Raw genomic sequence first — 24,747 nt, forward strand, 5'->3', positions numbered from 1 at the left:
TCACTTCAGGAGGTTTTTGCCATGAAATCCTTGATTGTGATCGACTATACCAACGACTTTGTCGCGCCAGACGGTGCCCTGACCTGCAAAGAACCAGGGCAAGCTATTGAAGGACGCATCGGCGAATTGATCCGCGATTTTCTCGCAGAAGGTGATTTTGTCGTGATGGCGGTGGACGCTCACAAGGAGCAGGACCCGTACCATCCGGAAACCGGGCTGTATCCGCCGCACAACATCATCGGCACGTCCGGCAGGAACTTGTACGGGAGCATTCAAGGCATCTACGAGGAATTTGAGGACACCATCTACTGGATGGACAAAACGCGCTACAGCGCCTTCCAGGGCACTGATCTGGCCTTGCAGCTGCGGGCGCGGGGCATTAGCGAAATTCATCTGGTTGGCGTCTGTACCGACATTTGTGTCTTGCACACGGCAATCGAAGGTTTCTACCACGGTTTTCGCGTCGTCATTCACGAGGACGCCGTCGCCAGCTTCAATCCGGTAGGACACGAGTGGGCTTTGGGACATTTTCAACATCAACTGGGCATGGCCGTTGTGAAAAAATAACATCTGGCAGGCATGGACACCCAGATGCACACGGGAGGTTACGATCATGCGAATCGGCATATACGGAAGCAGCTTTGATCCGATTACTTACAGCCATCTGTTTACGGCAGCTACTGTCGCGCACAGAAGACGTCTGGACAAAGTCATTTTTGTCCCTTGCTCCTCCAAACGCCATGACAAAAAAATGCAGACGGAGGATGTCCATCGCCTGCACATGTTGAAGTTGGCGCTGGCCACCTGCGAGCATAAGACGAACCAATTCGGGCAGCCGCTGTTTGAAATTTCCACGGTGGAGATGGATGCCCTGCCTGGCGAAACATACACGTACGACACGATGGTCCATCTGCAAAAGAAATATCCGAACGACGAGCTGTTTTTCATCATGGGCTCGGACCTGCTGGTAGGGCTGTCGAACTGGGGCAATGCCGAAAAGCTGGTCTCGCAGTTTCAGTTCATCGTCATGTCGCGGGAAGGGTACCCGACCGCCGACCTGATTGCCGAAGACGCGCTTCTGCGCAACCACGACGAGCATTTTCTGATCATGAGCAAAGGCATCAACATGGGCATCAGCTCGACTTACATCCGCGATGAAATCCGCAAAGGCGGCGACCCGAGCTTCCTGCTGCCAGATGCGTGCCTCGCGTACATTTACGAGCAAGGCATTTACCGTGAGCAGCGGGTGTAAGACAGGGCGAGCAAGAAAGGTAAATCTTTCATTTTACAGACAATGAAAACGCCAAACGACAAGCTGACGTCGGTATCCACCTGACGTCAGCTATTTCCGTTTTTTGTCGTCTGCGAATACTGTCACGCTCATTACAGCAAAAGCACCTGTCAGCCCTCTAAAAGCCTAGTCATGTTTAATATCGTCAATCAAATACTTGTTTCCATTTTGCACTAATTTGAATTGTACATTCACGTCATACTTTTGTTTAACATCTGCCTGAAAATAGTCATACTCGATTCCGGTAAACTTGACGATTACGCTCTGATCGTTTTTCTGAATGTCCACTTTTAAATTTTCGTCAATCGCTTCCAGGCCTTTTTCAAATCGCTCTCTTTCAAAGGTCTCATACGAACCATCAGTAGCCGCTCTAAAGAAGGAGTCAAATATTTTTTCAGATGCTTCTGGTGTAAAATATTTATTTAGTCTTGAAGAAATAACATCTTTTACAGCGCCTTCTGCTTTCGGCTTTCCATTTGCTAGACGAGTCAAATCGTCTGTCCAGACTTGCAGTTTCCTAAACCAGTCCCAAATATAAACTGGTTCTTTTGAGGCTAATACACTGTCATCCAACTCAGAAGGAGCGTAGTCTTCCAGGAGAGAAACAAGCAACTCAGCGTTTGCTTGTGTCAATATATCTTTCGTGCTTTCTTGTGTAGTCGTGTTGACATTGGCACTAGCAGTAAACTCCTTTTTTTCCACGCCTTGATTATCGGCAATTGTGTTATTAGAAGCACAACCTGTTACACCCAAAACAAGGCAAGCAATAACAAGCAAGCTTTTGGAAGCGATATTTACTCTGTTCATTCAATCTCTCCTATTTCTTAAAGTAAAAGTCTTTAGAAAAAACTTACCTAACCCGAGAATCACTCTTCCTGTTTTACAAGTAAAATATTACCATTTCCGAGACTCAATATGAACATTCTTACTTTACTTATCACCATTACTCTCTTGCATAAAGCACTCCCGAAGCAGGTTGAACAGCCGTTTGGCAAAAAAGAAAAAAGAGAAGCCCGATTCGTTAAATCGCCGGACTTCCCTTGCTTTTGCTTCATCTCGTATTCTTCAAACTACCATCACGACACTTGATCTTTGCGCAAATAACGCTCGAAATCATCGGTTGCCAACGGTCGGCTGAACAAGTAGCCTTGGCCGTGATCACAGCCGTTTTGCTGCAGGGCGGCCGCCTGGTCGTTCAGTTCGATGCCTTCGGCAATTACGTTCATGTTCAAGCTTTGCGCTATGGTCACGATGGCTTTTACGATCGCTTGGCTTTCCTGGTTATGGTGAATATCGCGGATGAACGAGGCATCGATTTTGATCGTGTCCACCGGCAAGCTTTTAATATAGCTAAACGAGCTGTAGCCTGTCCCGAAGTCATCGATGGAAATGTGGATGCCGATATCGCGAATTTGCTGCAAAACGGCCGTAGCTTCCTCCATCTTCACAAAGATGCTTTCTGTAATTTCCAGCTCCAGCCACTCCGCAGCCAGCTCTGTCTCCGCTAAAATCTGCTTGATCATCTCGACAAGGTCTTTTTGATAAATTTGCCTCGCCGACAAATTCACCGACACTTTCAGCAAGTAGCCTTGATCGTGCCAAATTTTGTTTTGGCGACATGCTTGCCGCAAAATCCATTCCCCGAGAGCAATAATCATCCCCGTCTCTTCGGCAATCGGGATAAACCGATTCGGCGGTATGACCCCAAGCTCCGGATGAACCCAGCGCACGAGCGCTTCCATCCCCGTCAGCGTATCTGTCGCGATGTCTATTTTCGGTTGGTAGTAAATTTGGAACTGCTCTTGCTCGATCGCTTTGCGCAGCTCGTTTTCCATCAGGATGCGCTCCAGCGACTTGGCTTCCATCGTCGGATCGAAAAAGTCGTATCCGTTTTTCCCGCGCGATTTGACGGTGTACAGTGCGGTGTCCGCCCGTTTGAGCAAATCGTCGGCGTTATCTCCATCCTGCGGGTACAGCGCAATGCCGATGCTGCACGACACGTTGAACGAGTGGTCTTGAAGGATAAACGGTCGTTGCAAAGCTTCCATGATCTGATTGGCCAGCGCGGCCGCTTCTTCGCGATCCGCCAATTGGCTGAGCAATACGGTAAATTCATCTCCGCCCAGCCTCGCGACCACATCGGTGGGCCGCAGACACGCCTTCAGGCGATTGGCTGCTTCCACCAGCAACAAATCCCCTACATCGTGACCGAACGAATCGTTGACGTCCTTGAAGCGGTCCAGATCGAGGAACAAGACGGCCAGATTGGACTGAAAACGTTTGGCTTGCATGATTTCCCTGCTCAGGTGCTGGGTGTACATGCGCCTGTTCGGGAGATCGGTCAAGGCATCGTGATAGGCCAGATGATGAATCAGTTCCTCCGACTGTTTGCGGTCTGTAATATCGCGAGTGACAAACAGCAGCTTGCTCACATTGCCCAGCTCGTCCACAATCGGATTGATCTTGCTTTCGGTCCAGATCGTTTCTTTTCTGCTCGTCTGAATGCGGCATTCCACCGTGTACTCTTTTCGCGTGGAATACGTATGTTGAATCGCAAAAGCCATAATATCCCGGTCATCCTCGACAATCCACTCGAACAGATTGTGAAAACGCTCGTCCGGAACATCGTGGTCAAAAACGGCCTTGTGAGCCGGAGACAAGTACAAAAAATCTCCTTCGGCATTGACGATACTGATGATGTCGGATGTATTTTCAGCGATGAGTCGGTACAATTCCTCGCTTTTTCTGACTTCCTCTTCCATATGTTTGCGCGCCGTGATGTCGTTGCGAATGGAAACGTATTGATAGATTTTCCCCTTTGTATCCACAAAAGGCACAATGGTAGTATCAACCCAATACAGACTGCCGTCTTTCGCCCGATTGCATATTTCTCCCCGCCACACTTGCCCCGAGCCAATGCACTTCCACATTTGCTTGAAAAATGACTTGGGATGGTGCCCGGAGTTGAGCAGGCGATGATCTTGCCCGATCAGCTCACTGCGACTGTATTTGGATATCCGGCAAAATTGCTCGTTTGCCCGGAGAATAATCCCGCGATGGTCTGTGATCGCCAGGATCGTCGACTGATCTAGTGCATACTTTACGTCAGCAAGCTCTCGCAAGACCACTTTCAATTCCCCGTCCTTTTCCTGTAGCAATTCTTCCCATTCTTGTGGGGTCAAGGCTTCCATCAATTTGCTTCTCATCCTATCACCTGCTTGCGCTCATGCACCGTGCACGACGCCGATAATTTTACCAAATTTTGTTTGCCGTCAAAGCAAAAACAAAAGGAGTAACTTTCGCACTGACAAATTCCTAGATTCTCAAAAAAAATGACCCTCTTTCAAAGGATCTGAATATGTTGGCGACAAGTTTGCTTCATTTTACCATGTATTGCTTAAAGATCAACATCCACGCATGCGTTAGAAGCGACAGTTTTGCAAACTTCCGTAACCAGACTGACGTTTTGCAGCTTGTCCGGTTTAAAGCCGCAGGCAACTTGCAAAAACGTTAGCTCCGTTTCCGCCGTTTCGCCCGCCTGGCCCGTCTTGTCGGTCTAACCCGTCCCGCCTGTCTCGTCCGTCTATTCCGTCTCTTGAGCCGCAAACTCCCCCGACTCTCCCCCACGCCCCATGTATTCGTCTCGCTCTGCTTGTTGATGACATTCACAACATTCCCGCTGTTTCCGCCGCCTGAACCGGAAAAGGATTTGCTGACGCTTTTAGGAGAGTTGTTCGCCGTATCGCCAAAATTGACAGAACCGGAATTGTTGGTAATCTGTACATTTCCCACATATGTCGGCACTCCTCTCCCTCCTGCCCTTGTGCTTTTGGACTACTTATACAGTATGTTCGGCAAAACTCGCCTGATTGGACGATGGTTGATAGGTTCCACAAAAAAAGTCTCCCGCATGACAACTGCCACACGGAAGACTCGAATTTTCCCCTTTTATTCGCTCTGCTTTTATTGCGCGGTGTATCCGCCGTCTACCAAAAGGCTTGTCCCTGTCACAAAAGATGCATCGTCACTGGCGAGGAACAAGACTGCCTTCGCGACTTCCTCCGGCTTGCCGAGCCGTCCCATCGGATGCAAGGAAACCAGATGCTCGTTCATTGCTTCATTGCGTCCGGCAATGAGCGGCGTATCGATATAGCCTGGGCACACGGCATTCACGCGGATGCCTTGTTTCGCATACGTAATGCCCAACGTCTGGCTGAGCAGCTTCACGCCGCCTTTTGCCGAAGAGTAAGCGGTAACTCCCGCTTTTCCGGCATGGCTGTGGATCGAGCCGCAGTTGACAATCGCTCCGCCCGTTCCTTGCGCCAGCATTTGCTCGATGACGTATTTATCGCACAGAAACACACCCGTCAGATTGATGTCGATCGTTCTTTGCCAATCGTCGGTGCTGAGCAGATGCGCAGGAGCGTCCTTGGCGATCCCGGCGTTGGCGAACAAAATGTCTACCTGGCCGAACCGCTCCACGGTAGCGTCCACCATGTGCTTCACTTCCGCTTCTTTCGTCACGTCTGTCTTCACAAACAACGCTTCGAAGCCAGCTTCATTCAACTCTTTCGCCAGCTCGTCGCCACGCGGGGAAAAGTCGGCAATGACGACCTTTGCCCCTTCCTGCGCGAAAAGACGCACCGTCGTTTCCCCGATCCCGCTTGCTCCGCCTGTCACGATTGCCACTTTATTTGCCAGTTTCATGATTGTTTCCCTCCGTTTTCAAATGGATGCTAACGCACAGGAGATGAACGCGCTGTTCCTCCGCCATCGCTGACGAATCCCGCCCCGGTTACGTGGGCAGACTCGTCAGAAGCGAGGAAAAGCACCATATTGGCTTGCCTTGCTTCTATTATAGACCTGCTTTATATTCAATCATATGCAAACATACTTAGTGCAGATTAAGTATAGCTAAAGGATGGAGGAATCCCATGCATCTGGAACAGCTTGAATACATCGTGGAAATCGCCAAGGCAGGCTCTTTGACCAAAGCAGCGCAAAACAAGCATGTCACGCTGTCCGCCATCAGCCAATCCCTCTCCAGTCTGGAAGCGGAGCTGGGCATCGCCCTGTTCACTCGTTCCCGTCTCGGAGCTGTTCCTACATCCGAAGGTCGAGTCATTATCAAAAAGGCTTTCGAGGTGCTGAGCAAGATCGAGGAGATTCAGGAGGAAGCGCAAAGCAGTGCCAATACGCTCAGCGGCGAACTGAGATTGGCGACCATTCCCGGCCCGATGGACTTGTTGGTGAACGCCGTGTCCAGCTTTAAAAAGGACTACCCGCAAATCCGCATCGAGATCGCCGAAAAAGGTTCGCAGGAAATTTTGGAGGACATCGGGCAGGACAAGCTCGATATCGGCCTGATTATTATGTACGAAGGTTTGCTGAAAAAAAGCGCCGGGCAAAGGCTGAGCTTCGAGCCTGTGCTGGAAGGCAAAATGGTCGTAGGCATCAGCAAAGGCTCGCCGCTCGCCTTCCAGGAGTCTGTCAGCCCCGAAGAGCTGCGGCGGCATGCTTTCGTGCTCTACAACGACGACTACGTCAAATGGTTTGTCGCAGACTTTGCCGCCAAATACGGCCCTGTCGATATTTTGTTCACGACAAACAACACGGATGCCATCCGCAATGCCGTGCGGGAAAATCTCGCCGTCACGATCGGACTGGACTATTCCTTCATGCACGACCCGCATTTGCAAACGCTGGACATGCGCACTCTCGATCTCGACATTCCCGAGCAGCAACCCGTTCACCTCAGCTGGGTCCGATCCTCGGAACGGCATTTTTCCCGCCTGGCAAAAGGCTTCACAGACCGTCTTCTGGCAGATTTGAAAAAGAAAAAATTCGGGCCGCTGTCCTGAAGACAGACGACAGCCTGTGCCGTCCAGCGCGAAAAAGGCCGCCGTACACGGACGGACAGCCTTTTCGCCTGCTTTCATCTCGTCTTCCTATTCCACTCCCGCCTGAAAAGTCCGGGTAACGGAACCGTCGATGATCAGCGCAGATTTCGCCTTGACCAGCTTGTTCTCATACGTAAAATCCTTGCTGGAATAGTTGGCGATGACTTGCAGGTCTTGTCCGTAGACGGCCGTTTGCACCAGTCGGTCCTTGGTCAATACAGCAAAATCAGTCATCGGGCGTTGCACGGCTTTTTGATGGAACGGCGTCCAGACTTGCAAATGCCGCATGATCGTCTCTTTGTTGGACTCCCAGACGCGGTTGTCCAGATGGTAGAGCGGCGGCACGTTGTACAAAAGCTCGCCAAGCATGCGTGTGCCGACCTCGCCTTTGATTTTCAAGCTGTCCCATTCCCAATGATGGCTGGTAATGACCGACTCGTTGTACACGAGTTTGAACAAAGGCAGCGAGTACGCAGGATCAAGGTAGACATGCCGGTATTCGTCCTTGAGCGGAACCTGTTTGGCATAACGTTCAGGGATTTCGCCCGCTGGCGACCAGTAGCCGCCTACATAGTACGGACTGGTCTTGTTTTGGCGCATATCCGGGTCTGACCAGCGAATGACCGGAGTCTCAATCCCGTGGGCGTAAGCGATGCTGCCGCTGGCAAAGTCATTGCCCGTCTCCGATCCGATCACCATGTCCCATTCGTCGCGGATGTAGTTCATCCGCGCAAGCTTCGCCTGCATATCCTGCTGCTGTGTAGTCGTATGCTCCTTGGAATAATCGTCGTGGAACTCCCCGGCGGCGTCCACGTCGATAAACCACGAGTTAAACCGCACGCCAGTCCCCATGATCTCACTCATTCTCTGCTTCACGCTGGGCAACGACAAAGTCGGATTCAACAATCTGCCCCGCTGCAAAAACCCGCCTTTTTTCTCCCCGTTTTTCTTCGCAATCGTCGCCTTCTCATACAAGCTTTTGTCCGCGAAAATCGCTGTGTTCCAATCCGGATTCTCTTCTTTATGAATCGAATGGTAGGAGTCGTAGGTCGCGATCAAATAGCCGGCATCGTTCGCTTGCCCGATGAACGCAGGCTTCATGTAGGCAGCCGTCCAGTCTGGCAGACCGATCCAGGCGCGCGCAATGCCTGCCTGTTGCATTTTTTGCAGCAGCTTGAGGGAATCGGTATCCCCCCATTGCTCCACAGCGGGAACGGCATCCTGCAAGACGCTTTTCAGCAATCGCTTGTTCAGTTCGTACAACTCGACTTCATCGAGTTGCTCCACGCCTTTTGCGATCAGCGCTTTTGCCTTGCTGTCCGCGATACCTGCAAACAGCTGCGGATTGTAAAAGTCGCGGGAGCGCAGCGCGTAGTTGAAGCCGTTCAAAATCGCCTTCCTTTGATAGGCAGCGACGTAATCTTGCTTCATGATCTCGCTTAGCTGCGCAATGCTCTCCTGCCCGTCCTCCTTGTTGTCGGCCAAAAGCTTGACGAGCCAGTTCGTGAAGTCTTTGCCCAGCTTTTTAGCGAGCATCGCCCACTTGACGTCGTCCTCCGCCAAAAACGTTTTGTTCCATATGTAGAAATGCGGTGCTCCGTACAGCTTTTCCACGTTCGGATTGGCGGCCGCCTTTTGTGCGAGAGTCGTGAACTCGCCCTGATTTTGGATGATTTGCTTGTACAGTCCGGCAATCTGCACCGGGTCATTGTCGGTCACGTACAGGCGGAAGCTGTACGACTTGTCAGGATTTATCGAAGGAAACTCATGCGTGAACTGCATCGAGATAGCCGGGTCGGCGGCAAAATCGAGCGTGTTGTTGAACATGTTGTCCACCATGTAAAAGATGGCGAACTTTTCCTGGTTCAAGGCGAAAAAGCGCATGGAAAACGACTCGCTAAACGACAGGCTCTCCTCCCGCAAAAACGACTGCCAGGCTTTGTCTGCCGCCGGAATCCATTTGCCTTCCCCGAGCGGCAGCATATAGCTCTGAGCCTTTACTTGCGGCCAGGAAAAGCTCTCCGCTCCCGTCGAAGTCAAGGAAATTTGCAGATGGTCTGCCTCTTTCGCGATCTTGACTTGCAGCTTGTCGTCCGGGTAGTTCCAGCTCACTTCCTGTTCACTCTTGTGCAAATTCTCGACCCGGCGCGCTGGCAAAGGCTCTGACGCCCGCTCCCGGCTACCGCCGCTTTCGACAAAAAGCTCAAACGTCTCCGGCTTCACCTCAAAAGAAAACGGCAGCGCTTGCTCCGGCTGTTTGGCAAGCTGTTTTTGTCCTCCGGGTTGCCCCGCTGTTGCAGCGCCTGTCTGCTCGGATGTTTGCTGAACTTGCGCGGTACTCTCACACCCGCTTGCCATTTGCAGCAGCAAGGCGAGAACGATTAGTCGCGGAATATGTCTTTTCATGGTTCTCTCCATTATCGAATGACTACATACATCGTATTGCGATGTTTATGGCCGCAGGAAGCGTGGAGAAAAAGAACGACCTTTCCCCCTGCTATTTCCTGCGCTGACGCACCTGCTTTTTCATCAGGAAAATGTGGAAAACGGCTTGTCCGTCCCTGCTTTGCCCCGTTGTTTGTACACAAAAGCCGCGCCTGCGCGAAACAATCCGTAGCCGCACAGCCCGCCAAGCACATTCAGCAGCAGATCGTCCACATCAAAGCTGCCCAAAGCAAGCAAAAACTGCAAAAACTCGACGCCCAAGCTGGCAAACAAAGCGGTAAAAAACACGCGATGAATGCTTTGGAACGATAAAAACAACAGCGGCAACAGCAATCCGAGCGGCACAAACAGCGCGATGTTCCCCAGCAGATTGTAAGCGATCGTATACACGCTGTAATGTTCAAAGTGGAGCACATAATCAAAAAGCGTCCGCATTGGCAGCGTGTTCTGAAAAATATGCGTATATTCAGCCGCACCGTATTGCAGCATCCGCGCTTTCCAGTCCAGTGTAAACGCCCTGCGGTGCCATCTGTCCGGGGAGAGCAGCAGCAAATAGCAGCTCACCGCCACATACAGTCCAAACAAGCCAAGAACCCACTTCCTCACGTACTTGTCGATGAGCGGCATAGACATCGCAAGCTGCCTTTTCAGGATGTCCACAGGCCCGAAGCGCTGGATCGTCAAGGAAGCAGCGTCCCGCTCCGTATGTCCCGCCTCTTCGATCAGCTCCTGCTGCATGCTCGTCAGATGGTCCAACAGCTCGTCTTTCATATCTTGCTTTTCTTTGCGCGAGCACGGCAAATCCCGAACGACCTGGTCGACGTATTCTTCCAGTTTCACGTTTTTACTCACTTCCCTCGTTGCAGAGTGCAACCAGTCTCGTCAGACTCTGCCAATCTTTCATTTTGGCAGCAAGCAGCTTCTGCCCTTCCCGGGTGATCCGGTAATACTTGCGGCGGCCGCCTTCCTTGGATTCTCCCCAGTACGACTCCACCGCTTTTTGCGTCTCCAGCCGCTTCAAGGCCGGATAAAGCGTCCCTTCGCCAATCTCGTACATCTCGTCACTTTTCTCCCGGATTTTTTTGGCCAACTCGTAGCCATACTGATCCTTCTGGGCAATCAGCGAGAGCAGCAACAGATCGATGCTCCCTTTTAACAACTCCTTGTTCACAGTAACAACTCCTTCGCGAGCATGAATAGAGAGTAGCACAATATACATCGCAATACAAGGTACTTGAAAAAGGAAAATCCAAACAAAATACTTTTGATTCTATGTAATTATTGACAAAAATAAAATAGGTAATATAGACTATTTTCGACAACGCTTTTCATAGGTCGACAGATTTATTCAGAAAATTCCTCCTTGCTCTACAACCAGATGATAGGTCCAAAGAACAGGGCGGAGGGAAGATGTCCTGAGCACTGCTTGCAGATCAACGTTCATTTTGTGACTTCATTCTCTCAAACTGGAGGAATTAACATGCTTGCTACCCTTCCAAACATCGCTCTTAACACGGTTCTCTTGGCTCATTTTATTATCGGTGTGCTATTTCTATATGCCGAATACAAGTTTTTGAGTAAAATAAAAGCCTCTAAGGAATAGAAGCCATAGATGCAACATGAGAAGCATGTGAAGCAAGAGAAGCAAAAGCAAAAGGAGTTTGCACCGCAGTGAAATCATTTTTTCGCCAAATGTTTTCCCGACAAACAAAGACCGAAGAAGAGCCCAAGTACAAGCAACTGGATTCTGACTTGATCAAAGCAGCCCGCTACGATCTGGAAGCCAATCACCTCTATATCCAGTTTCACGATGGCCGCGAATTTGTCTACTGCAAGGTCTCCCCGTATGCCTATAATGCCTTCCTGAATGCTGATTCGTTCACTGATCATTTTCATGCCTTCATCAGTCATCGTTATTTGCACTACCAGGTTATGTAGAAGCGCGATAACTGGACTGTAAAAAGCCCTCCGGATACATTCCAGAGGGCTTTGCGCGCGTCATCTATAGACTATTTTGTACAGCGGTTTGCATAGCCTACAAATTCATTTGCAAAATTTCTCTGTGCTCTACAACCAGATGATAGTTCCGAAAGAACAACGCAGAGAGAGGATGTCCAGAGTGCTGCTTGCAACTCACCGTTCTTTAACGGAGCGCAATATCTGGACTGTTCATTTATGACTTTGTGCTTTTTTCGCTAATTGATCCACATAATCCACAATGATTTTTTTGATCTTGTCATTTCCATAACCATGTATGAACGCATTTTCTTTGGACCAGTACAAAGTGCGAGAACTGGAGCCATCATGGAGATAGATGATTACCATATATTCTTGGGACCTGGGTGGCAGACTCTTGTAAATTTTTTTGAATGGGACATGGTCCAGTGATAAAAATTCGGCGGCAAATTGGGAAGTATCCTCATCTGATAAATCAACTGAATACACCTTATCGTTTTTATCAGTATATTCCAAGGTGACTTTCTTCACTTTTCCTGAGATATCGAAAAAATCCTCTATTTTTTTCGCATCCGGATTTTCATTTGCTTCATAGAGTACATTTCCAACGAACACCCGGAATTTCTCCGAATATCCTTTGACTTGATAAATCGGCGTTCCAATTTCGGCCCAGGTTGCGTCCCCATTTTTTATGCGATAGCCCAAACAAACGTTTCCATTTACCTTAAAAGAGACTTCGCCTATTTTCTTGCCGCGTTCCAAACCTTTTGTATCAGATTCGTAATTGCGGAGATACTTTACGTCGTTCCACATCAAAATGGCATCATACTCATCTACTATGATCTTGCATTTTTGCGTAGTCGGCTGACCGCTATTGCTCATGTTTTTTTGCGTGGACATGAGATTACTGGAAAGATGTGTCGTGTCATTCAACAATAGCATTATCGTCAGGGGGATTAACGCAAGATTCATTGCACGCCCTCCATTACCTTGATCTAAATTCCAAGACGCATCCATTACCAATTTGTTACGTATTTCCGCGATGTATTAAAAATCCGAATGGATGTTCTCCAATCGGATCTAATGTTATTACTCAACTAACTTGTATTTTTTGACTACCTGTTCTTTTAACTGGTTATAATGTTCAATCTGATCTCCAAAATAATCAACTTCGCTCAAATCATTATATTCAAAGTTTTTTCGTATGTTTTTTCCATTCTCATGGATTCTGTTATTATATTTACCTTGATACAAACCAGCAATTGCATAGCCTTTTTTATTTTTTACCGGTTTTAAAAACAAGGTGTATGTTTCGTTTTCGACCATAAGACTATACCCATTAATAGTAAAATAGGCGCCGTTTTCATCCACGATAGCAGGTTCGTATACGATAATATTGTCGTTTTTCTGGAGATCTCCTTCGAATACCTTTTTAATTTCTACAACGGAATCTGAACGGAATACTTTGCCTTCGACTAAGTTAGAAGGTATCGTTTCTCGCTCTCCAGTAAACGTGGCGTGAACGATTATCGGTGCATCTTCTTCCAGCTCACTCAAATTACTGAACGGCATAACTTGCCCATGATAAGAAATGATTTTTTCGCTTTTTCTCGCATCGACAGTCAAATAATTCGATGTCCATAGTACTAACCCAGCGGCTAAAGCAACCGATCCTGTCATTATCCATTTTTTCATGATATTCGATTTACACCCCTTAATATTTCCATTGTAGATTGCTGACATCCAAATCTGTGGGGCTAGTAAGAGTCCCTTTTCCGCTAACCATAACTGAGTCAGTATTCGTTGGCTGATGCTCCAATGCGTATACGTGCCCAAATTCATGTACTACTGTCTTTTTTCGGTTCGTATTGTCAAATTTATGTTTTCTCATATTTTCATAGGATAAAAGCACCACCGATGCGTCCCACCGACTGTTGTAGCTTGTGTCTTTGCAAGCACCGTTACTATTGTAGTTGCAAGGTAACATAATCCCAGGCAAATCTCCTAGATGAGGATTGTCATCTGAATTAAAAATCATCAAGTCTGGACGGTCACTGATCCAGGACACCTTTTCAAAGCCAAAATTAACATTGTCTATAGAGGAATATTCGGAAATCGCCCAATCGATCTCCTCTGAAAACAAACTTTTAGCGCTAGGGGCTATCATATATCTTAAATTTTGAGTAACTGACAAATTCTTAAATCCCCCGCCAGAGTAGAATGCTTTTGCTCCAGTGAGCGTACCCGATGCAGAGACAACAGAACACAGCGATATAGATAATGCAATCATCAACGCAGTTATATTTTTCCTTTTATTCATAATACACCCTCCTTTACAAGGATAATTAAATCATATAAGGAAAATTTTGCATATAAAATATCTGCTACAAAAAAGGGTTACATCTAAGCGAAATGTAGTGCTGATTCGTTCACTGATCATTTTCATGCCTTCATCAGTCATCGTTATTTGCACTACCAGGTTATGTAGAAGCGCGATAACTGGACTGTAAAAAGCCCTCCGGATACATTCCAGAGGGCTTTATGCGTCATCATCTTCATAGGCTATTATTTTAGCGCACGCTGCAAAAAGGCGCGTGTGCGCTCGTATTGCGCATTCGTGAACAGCTCTTCCGGCGTTCCCGACTCTACGACTTCCCCGTTGTCCATAAACATGATCCGATTCGCCACTTCTCTGGCAAACCCCATCTCGTGCGTGACGACCATCATCGTCATATGCTCGGAAGCGAGCTGCTTGATGACTTGAAGTACCTCGCCAGTCAGCTCGGGATCGAGCGCTGACGTCGGTTCGTCGAACAGCAAAATATCCGGGTTCATCATCAGCGCCCTGGCGATGGCGACACGCTGCTTTTGTCCGCCTGACAGCTTGGCGGGGTACACCTTCGCCTTGTCCGCCAGTCCGACCTTCTCCAGCAGCTCCGCGCTGCGTGCGCGAATGGCGCTGTCTGCCTCTCCCTTGACCACCTTCGGGGCGATCTCCAAGTTTTCTTGCACAGTCAGATGCGGAAACAGATTGAAATGCTGGAAGACCATCCCCATTTTCGCCGTGATGCGCTTGATTTGCTGCTGGGTGCTATAGACGCCGTCCTGCACCAAAAAGTCGTCCGTCACACGGATGCTCCCGCCGTTCACTTGCTCCAGATAGACCAGACTGCGCAGCATCGTGCTTTTTCCAGAACCGGACGGGCCGATCACGGCGACAACATCATTCTTGTTGATCTCAAACGAGACATCCTTCAAGACGGCCAGCTCGCCAAACGATTTTTTCAGATTGGTTACTTGAATGATTGCCATTTCACGCCAGTCCTTTATTCGAATTTGAATCTTCTCTCCAGCCATTTAAAAAACAGCGTCAACAGGAGCGTCATCAACAAATAGATGATGCCTGCGATGAAAAAGGGAACGATCGTAAAATCCCTGTTTACGGCAGTTTGGGCAAAATGCAGCAGCTCAGGTACAGCGACAGCGTAGAGCAAAGCCGTATCTTTTACCAGCGTAATCGACTCGTTGGAGACAGCCGGAAGCGCCACGCGAAACATTTGCGGCAAAATGATTTTGACTGTCGTCTGCCATTTGCTGAAGCCGAGAACTTGCGCCGCTTCATACTGTCCGCGATCGATGGACAGCAGCCCGCCGCGGAAAATTTCCGCAAAGTAAGCCGCGTAATTCAGGACAAAACCCAAGCAGGCAGCGACAAAGCGATCCATTACCAAATATTCGCCAATCCCGGGCAAAAGCGGCAGCCCAAAGCAGATGAACAACAACTGCAACAGCAAAGGCGTCCCGCGCATGACGTAAATGTACGTGTGTGCCAGCCAAGCCAGCGGTCTGACGTTGCTTTTGGCCAGCAACGTTAGGAGAAAACCGAGCGGAATAGACAGCACAATCGCGATCAAAAACAGCAGGATCGTCATTTGCGCCCCTTCCAGCATCGGCTTTGTAATCGAAACGATATATTCTAGACTCATAGTGCATGCTCCTATTTTGAAAAAGGTAGGCGTTTGCTCTTGTTCATCGCGACAAAAGCGTGGCTTCGCCCATCTGCCTGGCGAAGCCACGTTTCTTTCCTATTTCAAGACGCGATTCTCACCAAACCATTTTTCCGAGATTTTCGCGGCAGATCCATCCTGATTCATGGCGTCAAGCGCCTTTTGCAGCTCGTTCAGCAGTGCTTCGTTGCCTTTTTTGACTCCGACGCCGTACTCTTCGGGAGACAGCGATTCCTCCAGGAACTTGAAGGTTCCTTGATCCTTGGTCATGTAATAGTCCGCTACCACCTGGTCAATCACGACGGCATCGATGCGGCCGATTTTCAAGTCACTGAGAGCCAGCACGTTGTCAGGAAACTCGGTGATCGTTTTGATTTGATCTTTCCATTCGCTTGCATTCAGCGCGTCAGCTGCCGACGACATCTTTTGCAGCCCTACCACTTTGCCGTTCAGATCCGCCAGCTTTTTCATGTCCGAGTTCGCCAGCGTTACGACGACTTGTGCGTTCTGCAAATACGGCTTGGTGAACAGCACTTTTTCTTTTCGCTCATCCGTAATGGTATATCCGTTCCAGATCAAATCGATGCGGCCGCTGTTCAATTCGGATTCTTTGGAACCCCAGTCGATTGGCTGAAACTCCACCTGCTTGCCCATTTTTTCGCCAGCAGCCCGGGCGTAATCGATATCGAAACCGACCAGCTCATTTTTTTCATCGCGAAAACCCATTGGCGCGAATTTGTCGTCGATCCCGATGATCAGCTTGTTCGCGTCAGCGCCTGTTTTTTGACTGCCGCAGCCGACTACCAATGAAAATACGGCTCCTACCAGCAAGGATAGCAAAGCAAATTTTTTCATGATGATTCCCCCTAGTCCGACTATCTCTATATTTTACTATGATAAAGTGGTAATACGTTAACAAGGTATCATGATAGCACATCATCAGAAAAGAGTCGATACTTTAGCAAAGAAAAGCGAATATGAAAAAGATTCCAAATAAATAACGCCGGGATTTCTCCCAGCGTGCGCTTGTTTGTATGCGGATTCTCCCGCTCAATCACGGGATGCGAATTAGCAGATGCACGTCTTGCGCTTCTTGCCGATGGCTCCGCGCGCTACGATTTTTTCGATATACGCAGTCGCAAGCGGCACCTTGCACGCCGTATTGCCGACGTCGACATGTACTTTCCCGATAGCCTCGGCAACTTCCACCGCTTCGGCATGCAGAGCAGGAACATAGGCGCCTGCCGCGATGACAAAATGATTCATCGTGTACCGCACCCGGTTTCGCTCCTCGTGCACGGTCTGTTGGACTCGCGCAAGCAATGCCCTGATCTCCGGCAAGTCCAACTGCTCGTCAGGAGCGATTGACAAGTAGTTCGCGTACGTGCTCCAGCCGCATGCGGCGATCATTTCTTCTTCCGCTTCTATCCACTCGCGGGCCAATTCCAGTGCGAAAGGGCTTTCTGCCGCCACTCCCGCTACCGTATACTCCGCGAGCATATACCAGTACGCCTGTCTGACCCAGCCTTGCAGTTGCTCCTTCGTCACCGTTTTTGGATTGATGGCCAGCCCTGCCAAATACATCGCATCATGATTGCCCGTCTCGTACAGAGCCTGCACCAGCTTTTGATCGCGCTTGACCTCTTTCACCAGCTTTTTCATATCGCCAATGCGTACGCCGAAGAACGGCTCTCTGGCGCCATGGCGCAAAAAAGTCTTTTTTGTCTGCTCGCTCCCCAGCGCTTCAAGCTTTTGCAAGACTTCTTCCACAGTCATGTCTTTCGCCCTCCCTTTTTCTCTAGCATAACCACTTCTGCATTGCTTTTGCCCTTATAGAATAGAAAAAAGGTAGCGCAGGACCATGATCGAAGCCATCCCCACGACCACCGTTCCCAGCAAGCTGCGCGTCCAGATCGCCACGAGAAAAGTCGGGATTGCTGCCATCAGCTCGACATTGGTCAACAGCGGAGCCAGCTTGCCTTCGTGCAAAAACAGCTCCTGTCCGACCAGCGCGGCCATGACGGAAATCGGCACATAATGCAGCCAGCGGACACCCCATTCGGGAAGCTGCATGCGAGACAGCACCATCAACGGCAGTACCCGCGGCAAAAACGTGACCAAAGCACAGCCAGCAATAATGAGAAAGACGTCCCATCTCACTTCCATCGTTCGATCACCATCCCGATTGTCGATGCGCAAAGCGTGGCAACGATGACGCCAAGGTTGCCCGGATACACGACTGATACCCCGACTGCGATCACGACGGCGCACACAGCCACGAGAACGTCCCGCCTGATCTGCAAGCGGCTCATCATCGCCAGAACCAAAAGCCCGATGAACATGGCTGGCAAGGCGAAATCAAGCCCCAGCCCTTCCGGATTGGCAATCCATTGCCCAAAATAGGCGCCTGCCAGGTTGGCGACGATCCAGTTCAAATAAGCCGTCACATTCAAACCGTGCATCCATTTTTCGTCGATCTGTTTTTTCTTCGCCGCTTCGTTAATGGCAACCCCGAAAGTTTCGTCCGTCAACAGCGAGCCTACCAGCATGTTCTTGAACGCTGACAGATGGCGAAAATAAGGAGAGAGAGCCGCACTCAGCAAAATATGGCGCAAATTCACAAACAAAATCGTAATGATAATTCCTGTAGCCGAGCTGCCCGCCGCGATCATGCCTGCCGCGATGAACTGTGCAGAGCCTGCGTACAGCAAAATGCTCATCAAAGCAATTTCCATGATGCTCAGCCCAGCCGTCTTTTCCAGGACACCTGCCGCAAATCCGATGCTCAAATAACCGAGCAAGGTCGGAATGCAATCTTTGACCCCCTGCATGAAGCTTCCCTGATCTCTTGCGTTCGACAACGTTTCTACGTGCAGTTGCTCTCGCCCCACTGTTCTCCCTCTCTCTCTTTTTCACTGCTGGTTAAGAAAGCTTTTTCCCGTAACCACCTGGTAAAGATCCGGTTTGTTTCGCCAAAGCGTCTCGACTTTTTCCGGTCCCAGCACCTTTGTCACTTCTGCAAACATAATGTCGTGGCGAATGTACTCGACAGCCACCAAAACGAGAGCCGGGTCCTTCGTTTTGACGGCCCAGGCAGCCGTATTTGGCGCAAAATTGGCGATCAGGACTTCCTCCAAATCTCGCGCCACGATCGTGAGATGCCCGCCCATGCGCTCTTCTGCGACATCTGGCGCCATGTAGTCATGGTGATACGTCGTTCCCACCCGCGTCTGTGCTTGCCCAAACAGCACGGTAAAAACAGAAATGCCTGCCTCTGTGCACGCATCTACACTTTCCTGGATAGCCGGCACCTGCGGCTCCCAGATCGACAGCCATACTTCTCCTGTCGCCTGCTTGATCATTTGCCGCATCTCCGTCAGCACCAGTTCGTCGCCGCTGATCCGGCGAATCACATCGACTTCTTGTTCAGACTCCAAAGCGGACAAGCTTTTTTCCAAATAGTCGAAGGACTGCTCGAACTGTCCACGCAATCTGCGAATCAACTCTCTGGCCGCAAGCGGCGCGTAAGTCACAGGCTCTGAAGGCACCGTATAGACCGCCCCTTTTTCCAGCAGCTTGCCTATGACCTCGTAAATCATCGAGCGCGGTACGCCGGAGCGCTTGCTGATTTCGTATCCGGTAATCGGGGAATGCTTCAACAAGCCAATGTAAGCCTTGCACTCGTATTGGGAAAAACCGAGCTTTTGCAACTCTTTGTAAATGTCGTCCATATCGTCCTCTTTAGTCGTTAGTCTTATACTCACTATAATGCCTCTCCCGCCAAACATGCAACAAAAAAAGCCCTCGGCATTCGAGAGCTTTTTTCACACATGCTGTTAAGCGATTTCTTTCACTTTAATATAAGAAACGTTTCGCACATTGATGACGATATCGTCGTACTGGAGCCATCCATCTTTCTGGTTGGCGACCATCTGGATGATCTCTTCCGGTTCTGTCGTCTCAATGCGGATCACTTCTCCCCCTGAAAAGTGAAATTCGATTGTTTTCGTCTCTGCCATCCTCTCATCCCTCCTCTTCTCTCTATCTTTATCGGATGGATGGTAAAATTTTGTTACGCTACTCTTACCGTTACCTTAATTCTGACTATTTTTATAAAGAATTGGTTATTTTTACCCTACCAAAACTTGACAAGACTGTTTCTTTTGGATTATATTTTGCATGATTCGACATGACTATACATTTTTCGCAAACTGAATGACAAAGGCAAAGTCATCGAAAGGTGGCGACGCAAAACCACGGGTCTAAAGTCTTCGACCATGACAGCCGGGTTGCCATACATCATGTGCGTAATTGTGCGATGATGGTGACTGAAGGCTGTTCCCGTGTGTGGAATGGCCTTTTTTGTGTGAAAAACGTCTCGACGTTTTTCAGGAAATTGGATGTGGCCGCTTGCGGTCAACAAAACGGTCATGGCCGTTTTGTGTGCAATCTCATAGAAAGGAGGCGCCAGTCCATCTATCAACAGTAAACTTGTACATGAAAAATCAAAAGAGAGATAAAAATGGAGTGGAGTATTATGTACAAACTGGTTGATTCAGTAGAGTCTTTGGCGAGTTTTCACCAAATCAAGGAGAGCGTTTGGACCTCCATGGGCTTTGAAATGGAATACGTCAAAAATGGTTCCGATGCTTATTTGCTATTGTCAGAAGATGACGAAGCAGGCGGTACTTTTGAATTTACGCCACATGAAAAATCTTCTGCTTTTCTCCGCGATTTGTTTCAGGACGTGTTGAGCGCCGATATGAAAGTGGTGGAAGTAGACAGTTTCGCTGTCTTGCCGAAATACCGTGGAAAACTGGGACGTTGGGGCGTTGCCCTCATGATCGATTATGCTGAAAAACACGGTTATACGCATGCAGTCGGTTTAGCAGACCCGGCTTTTTTTCAGTTGATTAATACAAAATACAACGTCAAAGCGACACAAGTGAAGGATATGGTCTACTACAAAGGAGCGAACGCCATCCCGACCATTTTTCACCTGCAGGAAGCCTATACAAGCAAGGACCATCCCGCGTTTTCCTGGTATCAAACGCTTTGCAAACAAATAAAAGTTGAGGTTAGCTGACATGGAACTTTTACAAAGAAGAAATAATTGGGTCGTCATTGTTTTTGCAAGCATCATTACCGTGGTGCAAATCGTGAATCTCATCATGGGAGTGCCGATTTCCTTCGTCTTGACTGTGCTCAGTATTTTGTACGGAGTGCTGGCGCCGTTCGCGTATTTGTCCAATCGTCCGGCGTGGCGCGACAAAATGGCTCCATTCATGAAGTTTTTCAACTTCGCGGTAATCGGCATCTTCATGTTCATAATTACCGGGCTTGATCCTTGGCTGGTCAATATTATGACCATCATGTTCTTCGTAGCCGTCATGGGGATTTATCAGGACAGGCTGATCAACATTTTGACGATCGTGGCAGCGCTCGGGATCGTCACGTACTACTTCCTGACAAATGGCGAGGCGATTTTTTATACCTCCAATCCGGTTCATTTGATGTACTACCTGCTTACCTTCTGCTTCGTATCGGCAACAAGCATGATGCACGCGATATTCAACAACAGACTGCAACAGGAAAGCGAAGAACAGAAGCAGCAGGCGATCGCTTCCAAAGAATCGCTGCAACGCATTTTGGATCAGATCAACGAATCGCTCAGCTCTGTGCAGGAATACCAGGAGAATCTGAACAAGGTGACGGATGGCGTGAATGTCCGGGCAGTTGAAACCGTCGCTTCCCTTCAGGAAATCATGCGCTCCTTCTCTGTGCAAACCGACAACACAAACGAGCTGCGCCGCGAGATGGGCACGACCAATCTCCAGGTAGAAGACATGACTCGTTCTGTCACAGAGATGCACGATTACGTAGAATCGACGAAAGAAGCGACCAATGAAAGCGGCAAGCGCATCAATAACATCGGCAGCGACTTTGAACGCTTCATCAAGGACATCCAGGATACGAACCGACTGATTCAAGAGCTGAACAAAGAAACGGAATCGATTGAAAAAATCATCCAAACGATCTCCGATATTTCGGCACAGACCAACCTGCTCGCACTCAACGCCACCATCGAGGCGTCCAGAGCCGGTGAGCATGGCCGTGGCTTTGCCGTCGTAGCGGATGAAGTGCGCAAGCTGGCCGAGTCTTCCAAAGTATCCTCCGAATCGATCTCGACCTTGTTGATGACGATTCGCGAAAAAATGAAGCTCGTTTCCGACATGATCTCCGAGTCCCAGGTGTCTTTTGAAAAGAACAGCGAAGGCATTATGGAGGTCCAAGAAATGTTTACAAACGTGGACAACTACATGCACAACTTCGCGGAAAAAACCAAAAATCTGCAAGAGTTCATCGTCCACGTGCACAGCATGATCCAGGAAGTCAATGCAAAAGTCGAAGTCAACGCAGACATTACCGACAAGAACAAGGAAAGCCTCGAAGAAGTTCTCGTGCTCGTCTCTGACCAAAAAGAAGAGATCGTCAAAGTATCTGGCGGCTTCGAAAAGATCGAGCAACAAATTCGCGGCTTGAACACGTAAAAACCATTGGCAAAAATTCCACTGAAACTGTCCTCTTTTGAGGGCAGTTTTTTGCATTTATGGCAATAATGTTACCTAATTGTTACAACTGTGAACGAACCTCAACTTTTTTCCATCAAATTATTTTTTCTGCATAGCATGTCCTCCTGGTATCGCTTATAATACACATGAATTTTTTCCGTTTGCTTTCCTTCCATCATGGATCGATCCAACGCAAAGAGAGGCCATAGCCATATGCCTGTTATACATCGTTTCAAGCTGAGCCCGGGGAAAAAGATTGGTCTGACTGCCCTTCTGACGGGTCTGGTTTCCTTGTCCATCGTGTTGACGGTGACAATTTTGCTCGTCGCATCTTATCAGTCCAAGAAGAAGTCACTGATTGATACCACGCTTACTTTGAACTATTCAAGCGCAAGCAAAATGAGTCAAATGATCAATTCCTTGTTCATCTCCATGCGAAGCAGCTTGCGTTATTCCGCCTCAGTCGTAATCGACCACCCCTCGCAGACGCAAAAAGAAGCCGACGAACATCTGGATATCCTTCGCAAAAGCAGCAACTATTTCAATTCGCTAACTGTCGTGGATGAAAACGGGATTATCCGCACCGTTTCTCCGGCGTCCATCGGCACAGTCGGCCAACACATTATCACCAAGGAAGGCAACTATGCCTTGGAACTGAAAAAGCCCTACATTTCCTTGCCCTACATATCTGCGAGAAGCAACCGCCATATTTTGTTCATGAGCGAGCCGATCTACGACAAAGAGGGCAAATATCGCGGCTTCATCGGCGGAACCATCTACCTCCAGGAGCACAACATCATGAACATGATCTTCGGCAGCGCGGCAACGGATACGACCGGATCTTCTTTTTCCATCGTCGGCTCCAACGGGCAGTTGCTGTTCCATCCGGATGAACAGTTGATCGGAAAAGATCTCAAATCCAACCCCGTCGTAAGGAAGCTGATGGCTGGGCGAAGCGGTCATGAACAAATGGCGAGCATACAGGGCGGGCAGTTGCTGGCCGGCTATGCCCCCGTTGCCGAAAACGGCTGGGGCGTCATGGTCACCTCCCCCATCGAGTTTGTCTACAACGAGCTGCATAGTCAGGTGAGACTGATGCTGGTTTATTTGCTGCCCCCTTCCCTGCTTTTGCTCCTGATTGTCATCAAGCTGGCCCACACGCTTGCCAGACCTTTTGTTCAGCTTGCCGACCTGATGAGCAAGATGGGCTCGGAAAAAGTAGAGCTACCCCAAAATCGGCATCACTGGAACCGGGAAGCGGATTTGTTGACCAAAGCTTTTCGCAATGCTGCAAAAAAAATCAAGCGGAAAACAGACCGTCTCACGCACGAAGCAACGACCGACGCGCTTACGGGACTTGCCAACCGCCGTTCCGTCGAAAATTTGCTGCAACAATGGTTGCGGGAAAACAAAAGCTTTTCCATCCTGCTGTTGGATATTGATCGCTTCAAGCATGTAAACGACACCTTCGGCCATCCTGTGGGAGACGAAGTGTTGAAGCTGTTTGCCCAGATCATGACAACCTCTGTCCGCAAAAGCGATGTTTGCGGGCGGTTTGGCGGAGAGGAATTTATTGCCCTGCTCGGCGGCGCCTCCAGCGAAGATGCCTTTTCCATCGCCGAGAAAATCAGATGCAGCATGGAAAACAGTGTCACACCAACTGGCCAGACGATCACTGTTTCCATCGGGATCGTCAGCAGCACACGTCAGCTTCACTCCGTTCCCGCTTTGATTGAGCTTGCTGACCAAGCGTTGTATCAGGCCAAGCAGTCCGGCAGAAATCGGGTGGTAGTAGCCCAAACCGCGCAACCAAAAAACAGGCTTGATTCGTAAAAACTTGCGTGAGTGAACCCCTGTCTGTCACTCGCGAATAGCAGAGATCGCCTTGGACGCCTCGACGTTCAGGCGATTTTTTTATGCGCCCGTTGACAATATAAGCATCGGGATATATAGTTACTATAGTTAAGTTAACTAAACTAAATTACTTTGCAAGGGCTTTCTGATCTTGTCTTCTGTCTTCTGTCTTCTCCCGGCTCATTTTGTTCAGACTTCGCGCAAATACTATTGTTCACGAGGAGGAAATCCATGCTTGCCGAATATCGAAAAATCGTCCATGAGTTGAACGATGCCTTTTACGAATATTACATGTACTACAATAAAGTCGCGAAAAAGCTGGATGAGTTTCAGTTGACGCTTCAGCAGGAAAACTTGTTGCAGTACATCATTCGCAATGAACGGGTGACCGTCAACGAGATCGCCGCCTTTTTTTCCATTACGAAAAGCGCAGTCAGCCAAGTGTTGTCTCATCTGGAATCCAGGACGTTTATCAGGCGGGAAAGCAATCCGGAAGATCGCCGGGAGTCGTTTATCCTGCTGGGAGAAGCGGGGCAAAAATACGCGGAGTTGATGGATGAAGCAGACGAAGCGTTTGTGAAACAATACTTTTCCCAAATCGACATGAGCGTGCTCGAACAAATGCTGGAAACGATCAAAAAGGTCAACCGGGCCATAAAAGAATCAGCAGATACAGAAAGCCGGTAAAAGCAAGCAGCCACGGCTGTGAGCGGATTGTAAAT

The 24,747-nt window shown here is 49.0% G+C and carries 26 protein-coding genes and 1 riboswitch; of the genes, 8 read left to right on the forward strand and 18 right to left on the reverse strand.

Going from position 1 to position 24,747, the window contains the following annotated elements:
- Positions 1–21 precede the first annotated feature (21 nt).
- Positions 22–567: a cysteine hydrolase family protein gene (locus IRJ17_RS26920; RefSeq protein WP_122962709.1), complete on the forward strand. Its 546-nt coding sequence runs from the start codon at positions 22–24 to the stop codon at positions 565–567.
- A 46-nt stretch (positions 568–613) separates the two neighbouring features.
- On the forward strand, positions 614–1,252 hold the full coding sequence (nadD, locus tag IRJ17_RS26925; protein ID WP_063229672.1) for a nicotinate-nucleotide adenylyltransferase: 639 nt from the start codon (positions 614–616) through the stop codon (positions 1,250–1,252).
- Positions 1,253–1,417: 165 nt separating this feature from the next.
- Here nadD and IRJ17_RS26930 read toward each other — a convergent pair whose 3' ends face one another.
- The 4 genes from IRJ17_RS26930 to IRJ17_RS26945 form a co-directional block, all read right to left on the reverse strand.
- A complete protein-coding gene (locus IRJ17_RS26930; RefSeq protein WP_242772487.1) occupies positions 1,418–2,098 on the reverse strand; it encodes a hypothetical protein in 681 nt (226 codons plus the stop codon).
- Between the two features lie 269 nt (positions 2,099–2,367).
- Entirely contained in the window at positions 2,368–4,482 is a 2,115-nt protein-coding gene (locus IRJ17_RS26935) for an EAL domain-containing protein (RefSeq protein WP_371736969.1), read from the reverse strand.
- A gap of 319 nt (positions 4,483–4,801) precedes the next feature.
- Complete coding sequence (locus tag IRJ17_RS26940) at positions 4,802–5,095, reverse strand: spore germination protein (protein WP_242772488.1); 294 nt, start codon at positions 5,093–5,095, stop codon at positions 4,802–4,804.
- Between the two features lie 159 nt (positions 5,096–5,254).
- A complete protein-coding gene (locus tag IRJ17_RS26945) occupies positions 5,255–5,998 on the reverse strand; it encodes an SDR family NAD(P)-dependent oxidoreductase (protein WP_122962705.1) in 744 nt (247 codons plus the stop codon).
- A gap of 227 nt (positions 5,999–6,225) precedes the next feature.
- On the opposite strand from IRJ17_RS26945, the gene IRJ17_RS26950 reads away from it, so the two are divergent.
- Positions 6,226–7,152, forward strand: coding sequence for a LysR family transcriptional regulator (locus tag IRJ17_RS26950; RefSeq protein ID WP_242772490.1), 927 nt, complete (start codon positions 6,226–6,228; stop codon positions 7,150–7,152).
- An 87-nt stretch (positions 7,153–7,239) separates the two neighbouring features.
- Here the strand turns inward: IRJ17_RS26950 and IRJ17_RS26955 are convergent, their stop codons facing one another.
- The 3 genes from IRJ17_RS26955 to IRJ17_RS26965 form a co-directional block, all read right to left on the reverse strand.
- Positions 7,240–9,597 carry a glycoside hydrolase gene (locus IRJ17_RS26955; protein WP_242772493.1) on the reverse strand — a complete coding sequence of 786 codons (2,358 nt, stop codon included), beginning with the start codon at positions 9,595–9,597 and terminating at the stop codon, positions 7,240–7,242.
- 123 nt (positions 9,598–9,720) lie between these two features.
- Positions 9,721–10,476, reverse strand: coding sequence for a VanZ family protein (locus IRJ17_RS26960; RefSeq protein WP_217021841.1), 756 nt, complete (start codon positions 10,474–10,476; stop codon positions 9,721–9,723).
- A gap of 4 nt (positions 10,477–10,480) precedes the next feature.
- The gene (locus tag IRJ17_RS26965; protein ID WP_122962701.1) at positions 10,481–10,807 is read right to left on the reverse strand and encodes a PadR family transcriptional regulator; all 327 of its coding nucleotides are present in this window, start codon (positions 10,805–10,807) and stop codon (positions 10,481–10,483) included.
- Between the two features lie 500 nt (positions 10,808–11,307).
- Here IRJ17_RS26965 and IRJ17_RS26970 point away from each other — a divergent pair, with 500 nt between their 5' ends.
- Positions 11,308–11,574 carry a KTSC domain-containing protein gene (locus IRJ17_RS26970; RefSeq protein WP_063229664.1) on the forward strand — a complete coding sequence of 89 codons (267 nt, stop codon included), beginning with the start codon at positions 11,308–11,310 and terminating at the stop codon, positions 11,572–11,574.
- A gap of 231 nt (positions 11,575–11,805) precedes the next feature.
- Here the strand turns inward: IRJ17_RS26970 and IRJ17_RS26975 are convergent, their stop codons facing one another.
- The 11 genes from IRJ17_RS26975 to IRJ17_RS27025 form a co-directional block, all read right to left on the reverse strand.
- Positions 11,806–12,564: a hypothetical protein gene (locus tag IRJ17_RS26975; RefSeq protein WP_242772496.1), complete on the reverse strand. Its 759-nt coding sequence runs from the start codon at positions 12,562–12,564 to the stop codon at positions 11,806–11,808.
- A 117-nt stretch (positions 12,565–12,681) separates the two neighbouring features.
- Entirely contained in the window at positions 12,682–13,287 is a 606-nt protein-coding gene (locus tag IRJ17_RS26980) for a hypothetical protein (protein ID WP_122962699.1), read from the reverse strand.
- Positions 13,288–13,306: 19 nt separating this feature from the next.
- On the reverse strand, positions 13,307–13,912 hold the full coding sequence (locus IRJ17_RS26985; RefSeq protein ID WP_242772499.1) for a hypothetical protein: 606 nt from the start codon (positions 13,910–13,912) through the stop codon (positions 13,307–13,309).
- A 245-nt stretch (positions 13,913–14,157) separates the two neighbouring features.
- Positions 14,158–14,904: an amino acid ABC transporter ATP-binding protein gene (locus tag IRJ17_RS26990; RefSeq protein WP_217365384.1), complete on the reverse strand. Its 747-nt coding sequence runs from the start codon at positions 14,902–14,904 to the stop codon at positions 14,158–14,160.
- 14 nt (positions 14,905–14,918) lie between these two features.
- On the reverse strand, positions 14,919–15,578 hold the full coding sequence (locus IRJ17_RS26995) for an amino acid ABC transporter permease (protein WP_122962696.1): 660 nt from the start codon (positions 15,576–15,578) through the stop codon (positions 14,919–14,921).
- Between the two features lie 99 nt (positions 15,579–15,677).
- Complete coding sequence (locus IRJ17_RS27000; protein WP_122962695.1) at positions 15,678–16,454, reverse strand: amino acid ABC transporter substrate-binding protein; 777 nt, start codon at positions 16,452–16,454, stop codon at positions 15,678–15,680.
- 213 nt (positions 16,455–16,667) lie between these two features.
- Entirely contained in the window at positions 16,668–17,375 is a 708-nt protein-coding gene (locus IRJ17_RS27005; RefSeq protein ID WP_122962694.1) for a DNA alkylation repair protein, read from the reverse strand.
- A gap of 54 nt (positions 17,376–17,429) precedes the next feature.
- Entirely contained in the window at positions 17,430–17,765 is a 336-nt protein-coding gene (locus IRJ17_RS27010) for an AzlD domain-containing protein (protein WP_122962693.1), read from the reverse strand.
- The gene (locus IRJ17_RS27015; RefSeq protein WP_173600158.1) at positions 17,756–18,430 is read right to left on the reverse strand and encodes an AzlC family ABC transporter permease; all 675 of its coding nucleotides are present in this window, start codon (positions 18,428–18,430) and stop codon (positions 17,756–17,758) included. The genes IRJ17_RS27010 and IRJ17_RS27015 overlap by 10 nt, the downstream gene beginning before the upstream one ends.
- 81 nt (positions 18,431–18,511) lie before the next feature.
- A complete protein-coding gene (locus IRJ17_RS27020; protein ID WP_122962692.1) occupies positions 18,512–19,330 on the reverse strand; it encodes a TrmB family transcriptional regulator in 819 nt (272 codons plus the stop codon).
- 105 nt (positions 19,331–19,435) lie between these two features.
- A complete protein-coding gene (locus tag IRJ17_RS27025) occupies positions 19,436–19,618 on the reverse strand; it encodes a hypothetical protein (RefSeq protein ID WP_122962691.1) in 183 nt (60 codons plus the stop codon).
- 194 nt (positions 19,619–19,812) lie between these two features.
- Positions 19,813–19,896: riboswitch (cyclic di-GMP riboswitch) on the forward strand.
- A 324-nt stretch (positions 19,897–20,220) separates the two neighbouring features.
- Between IRJ17_RS27025 and IRJ17_RS27030 the strand changes: the two genes are divergently transcribed.
- The 4 genes from IRJ17_RS27030 to IRJ17_RS27045 all read left to right on the forward strand — a co-directional run bounded on the left by IRJ17_RS27030 (position 20,221) and on the right by IRJ17_RS27045 (position 24,712).
- Positions 20,221–20,685, forward strand: a complete 465-nt coding sequence (locus IRJ17_RS27030) for a GNAT family N-acetyltransferase (RefSeq protein WP_229049833.1) — start codon at positions 20,221–20,223, stop codon at positions 20,683–20,685.
- Position 20,686: 1 nt separating this feature from the next.
- Positions 20,687–22,150 carry a methyl-accepting chemotaxis protein gene (locus tag IRJ17_RS27035; RefSeq protein WP_242772502.1) on the forward strand — a complete coding sequence of 488 codons (1,464 nt, stop codon included), beginning with the start codon at positions 20,687–20,689 and terminating at the stop codon, positions 22,148–22,150.
- A 234-nt stretch (positions 22,151–22,384) separates the two neighbouring features.
- On the forward strand, positions 22,385–24,004 hold the full coding sequence (locus IRJ17_RS27040; RefSeq protein ID WP_122962688.1) for a sensor domain-containing diguanylate cyclase: 1,620 nt from the start codon (positions 22,385–22,387) through the stop codon (positions 24,002–24,004).
- 252 nt (positions 24,005–24,256) lie between these two features.
- Complete coding sequence (locus IRJ17_RS27045; RefSeq protein ID WP_122962687.1) at positions 24,257–24,712, forward strand: MarR family winged helix-turn-helix transcriptional regulator; 456 nt, start codon at positions 24,257–24,259, stop codon at positions 24,710–24,712.
- The last annotated feature ends 35 nt before the right edge of the window (positions 24,713–24,747 follow it).

The organism is Brevibacillus parabrevis (genome assembly GCF_022701015.1).
Classification (GTDB): Bacteria; Bacillota; Bacilli; order Brevibacillales; family Brevibacillaceae; genus Brevibacillus; species Brevibacillus parabrevis.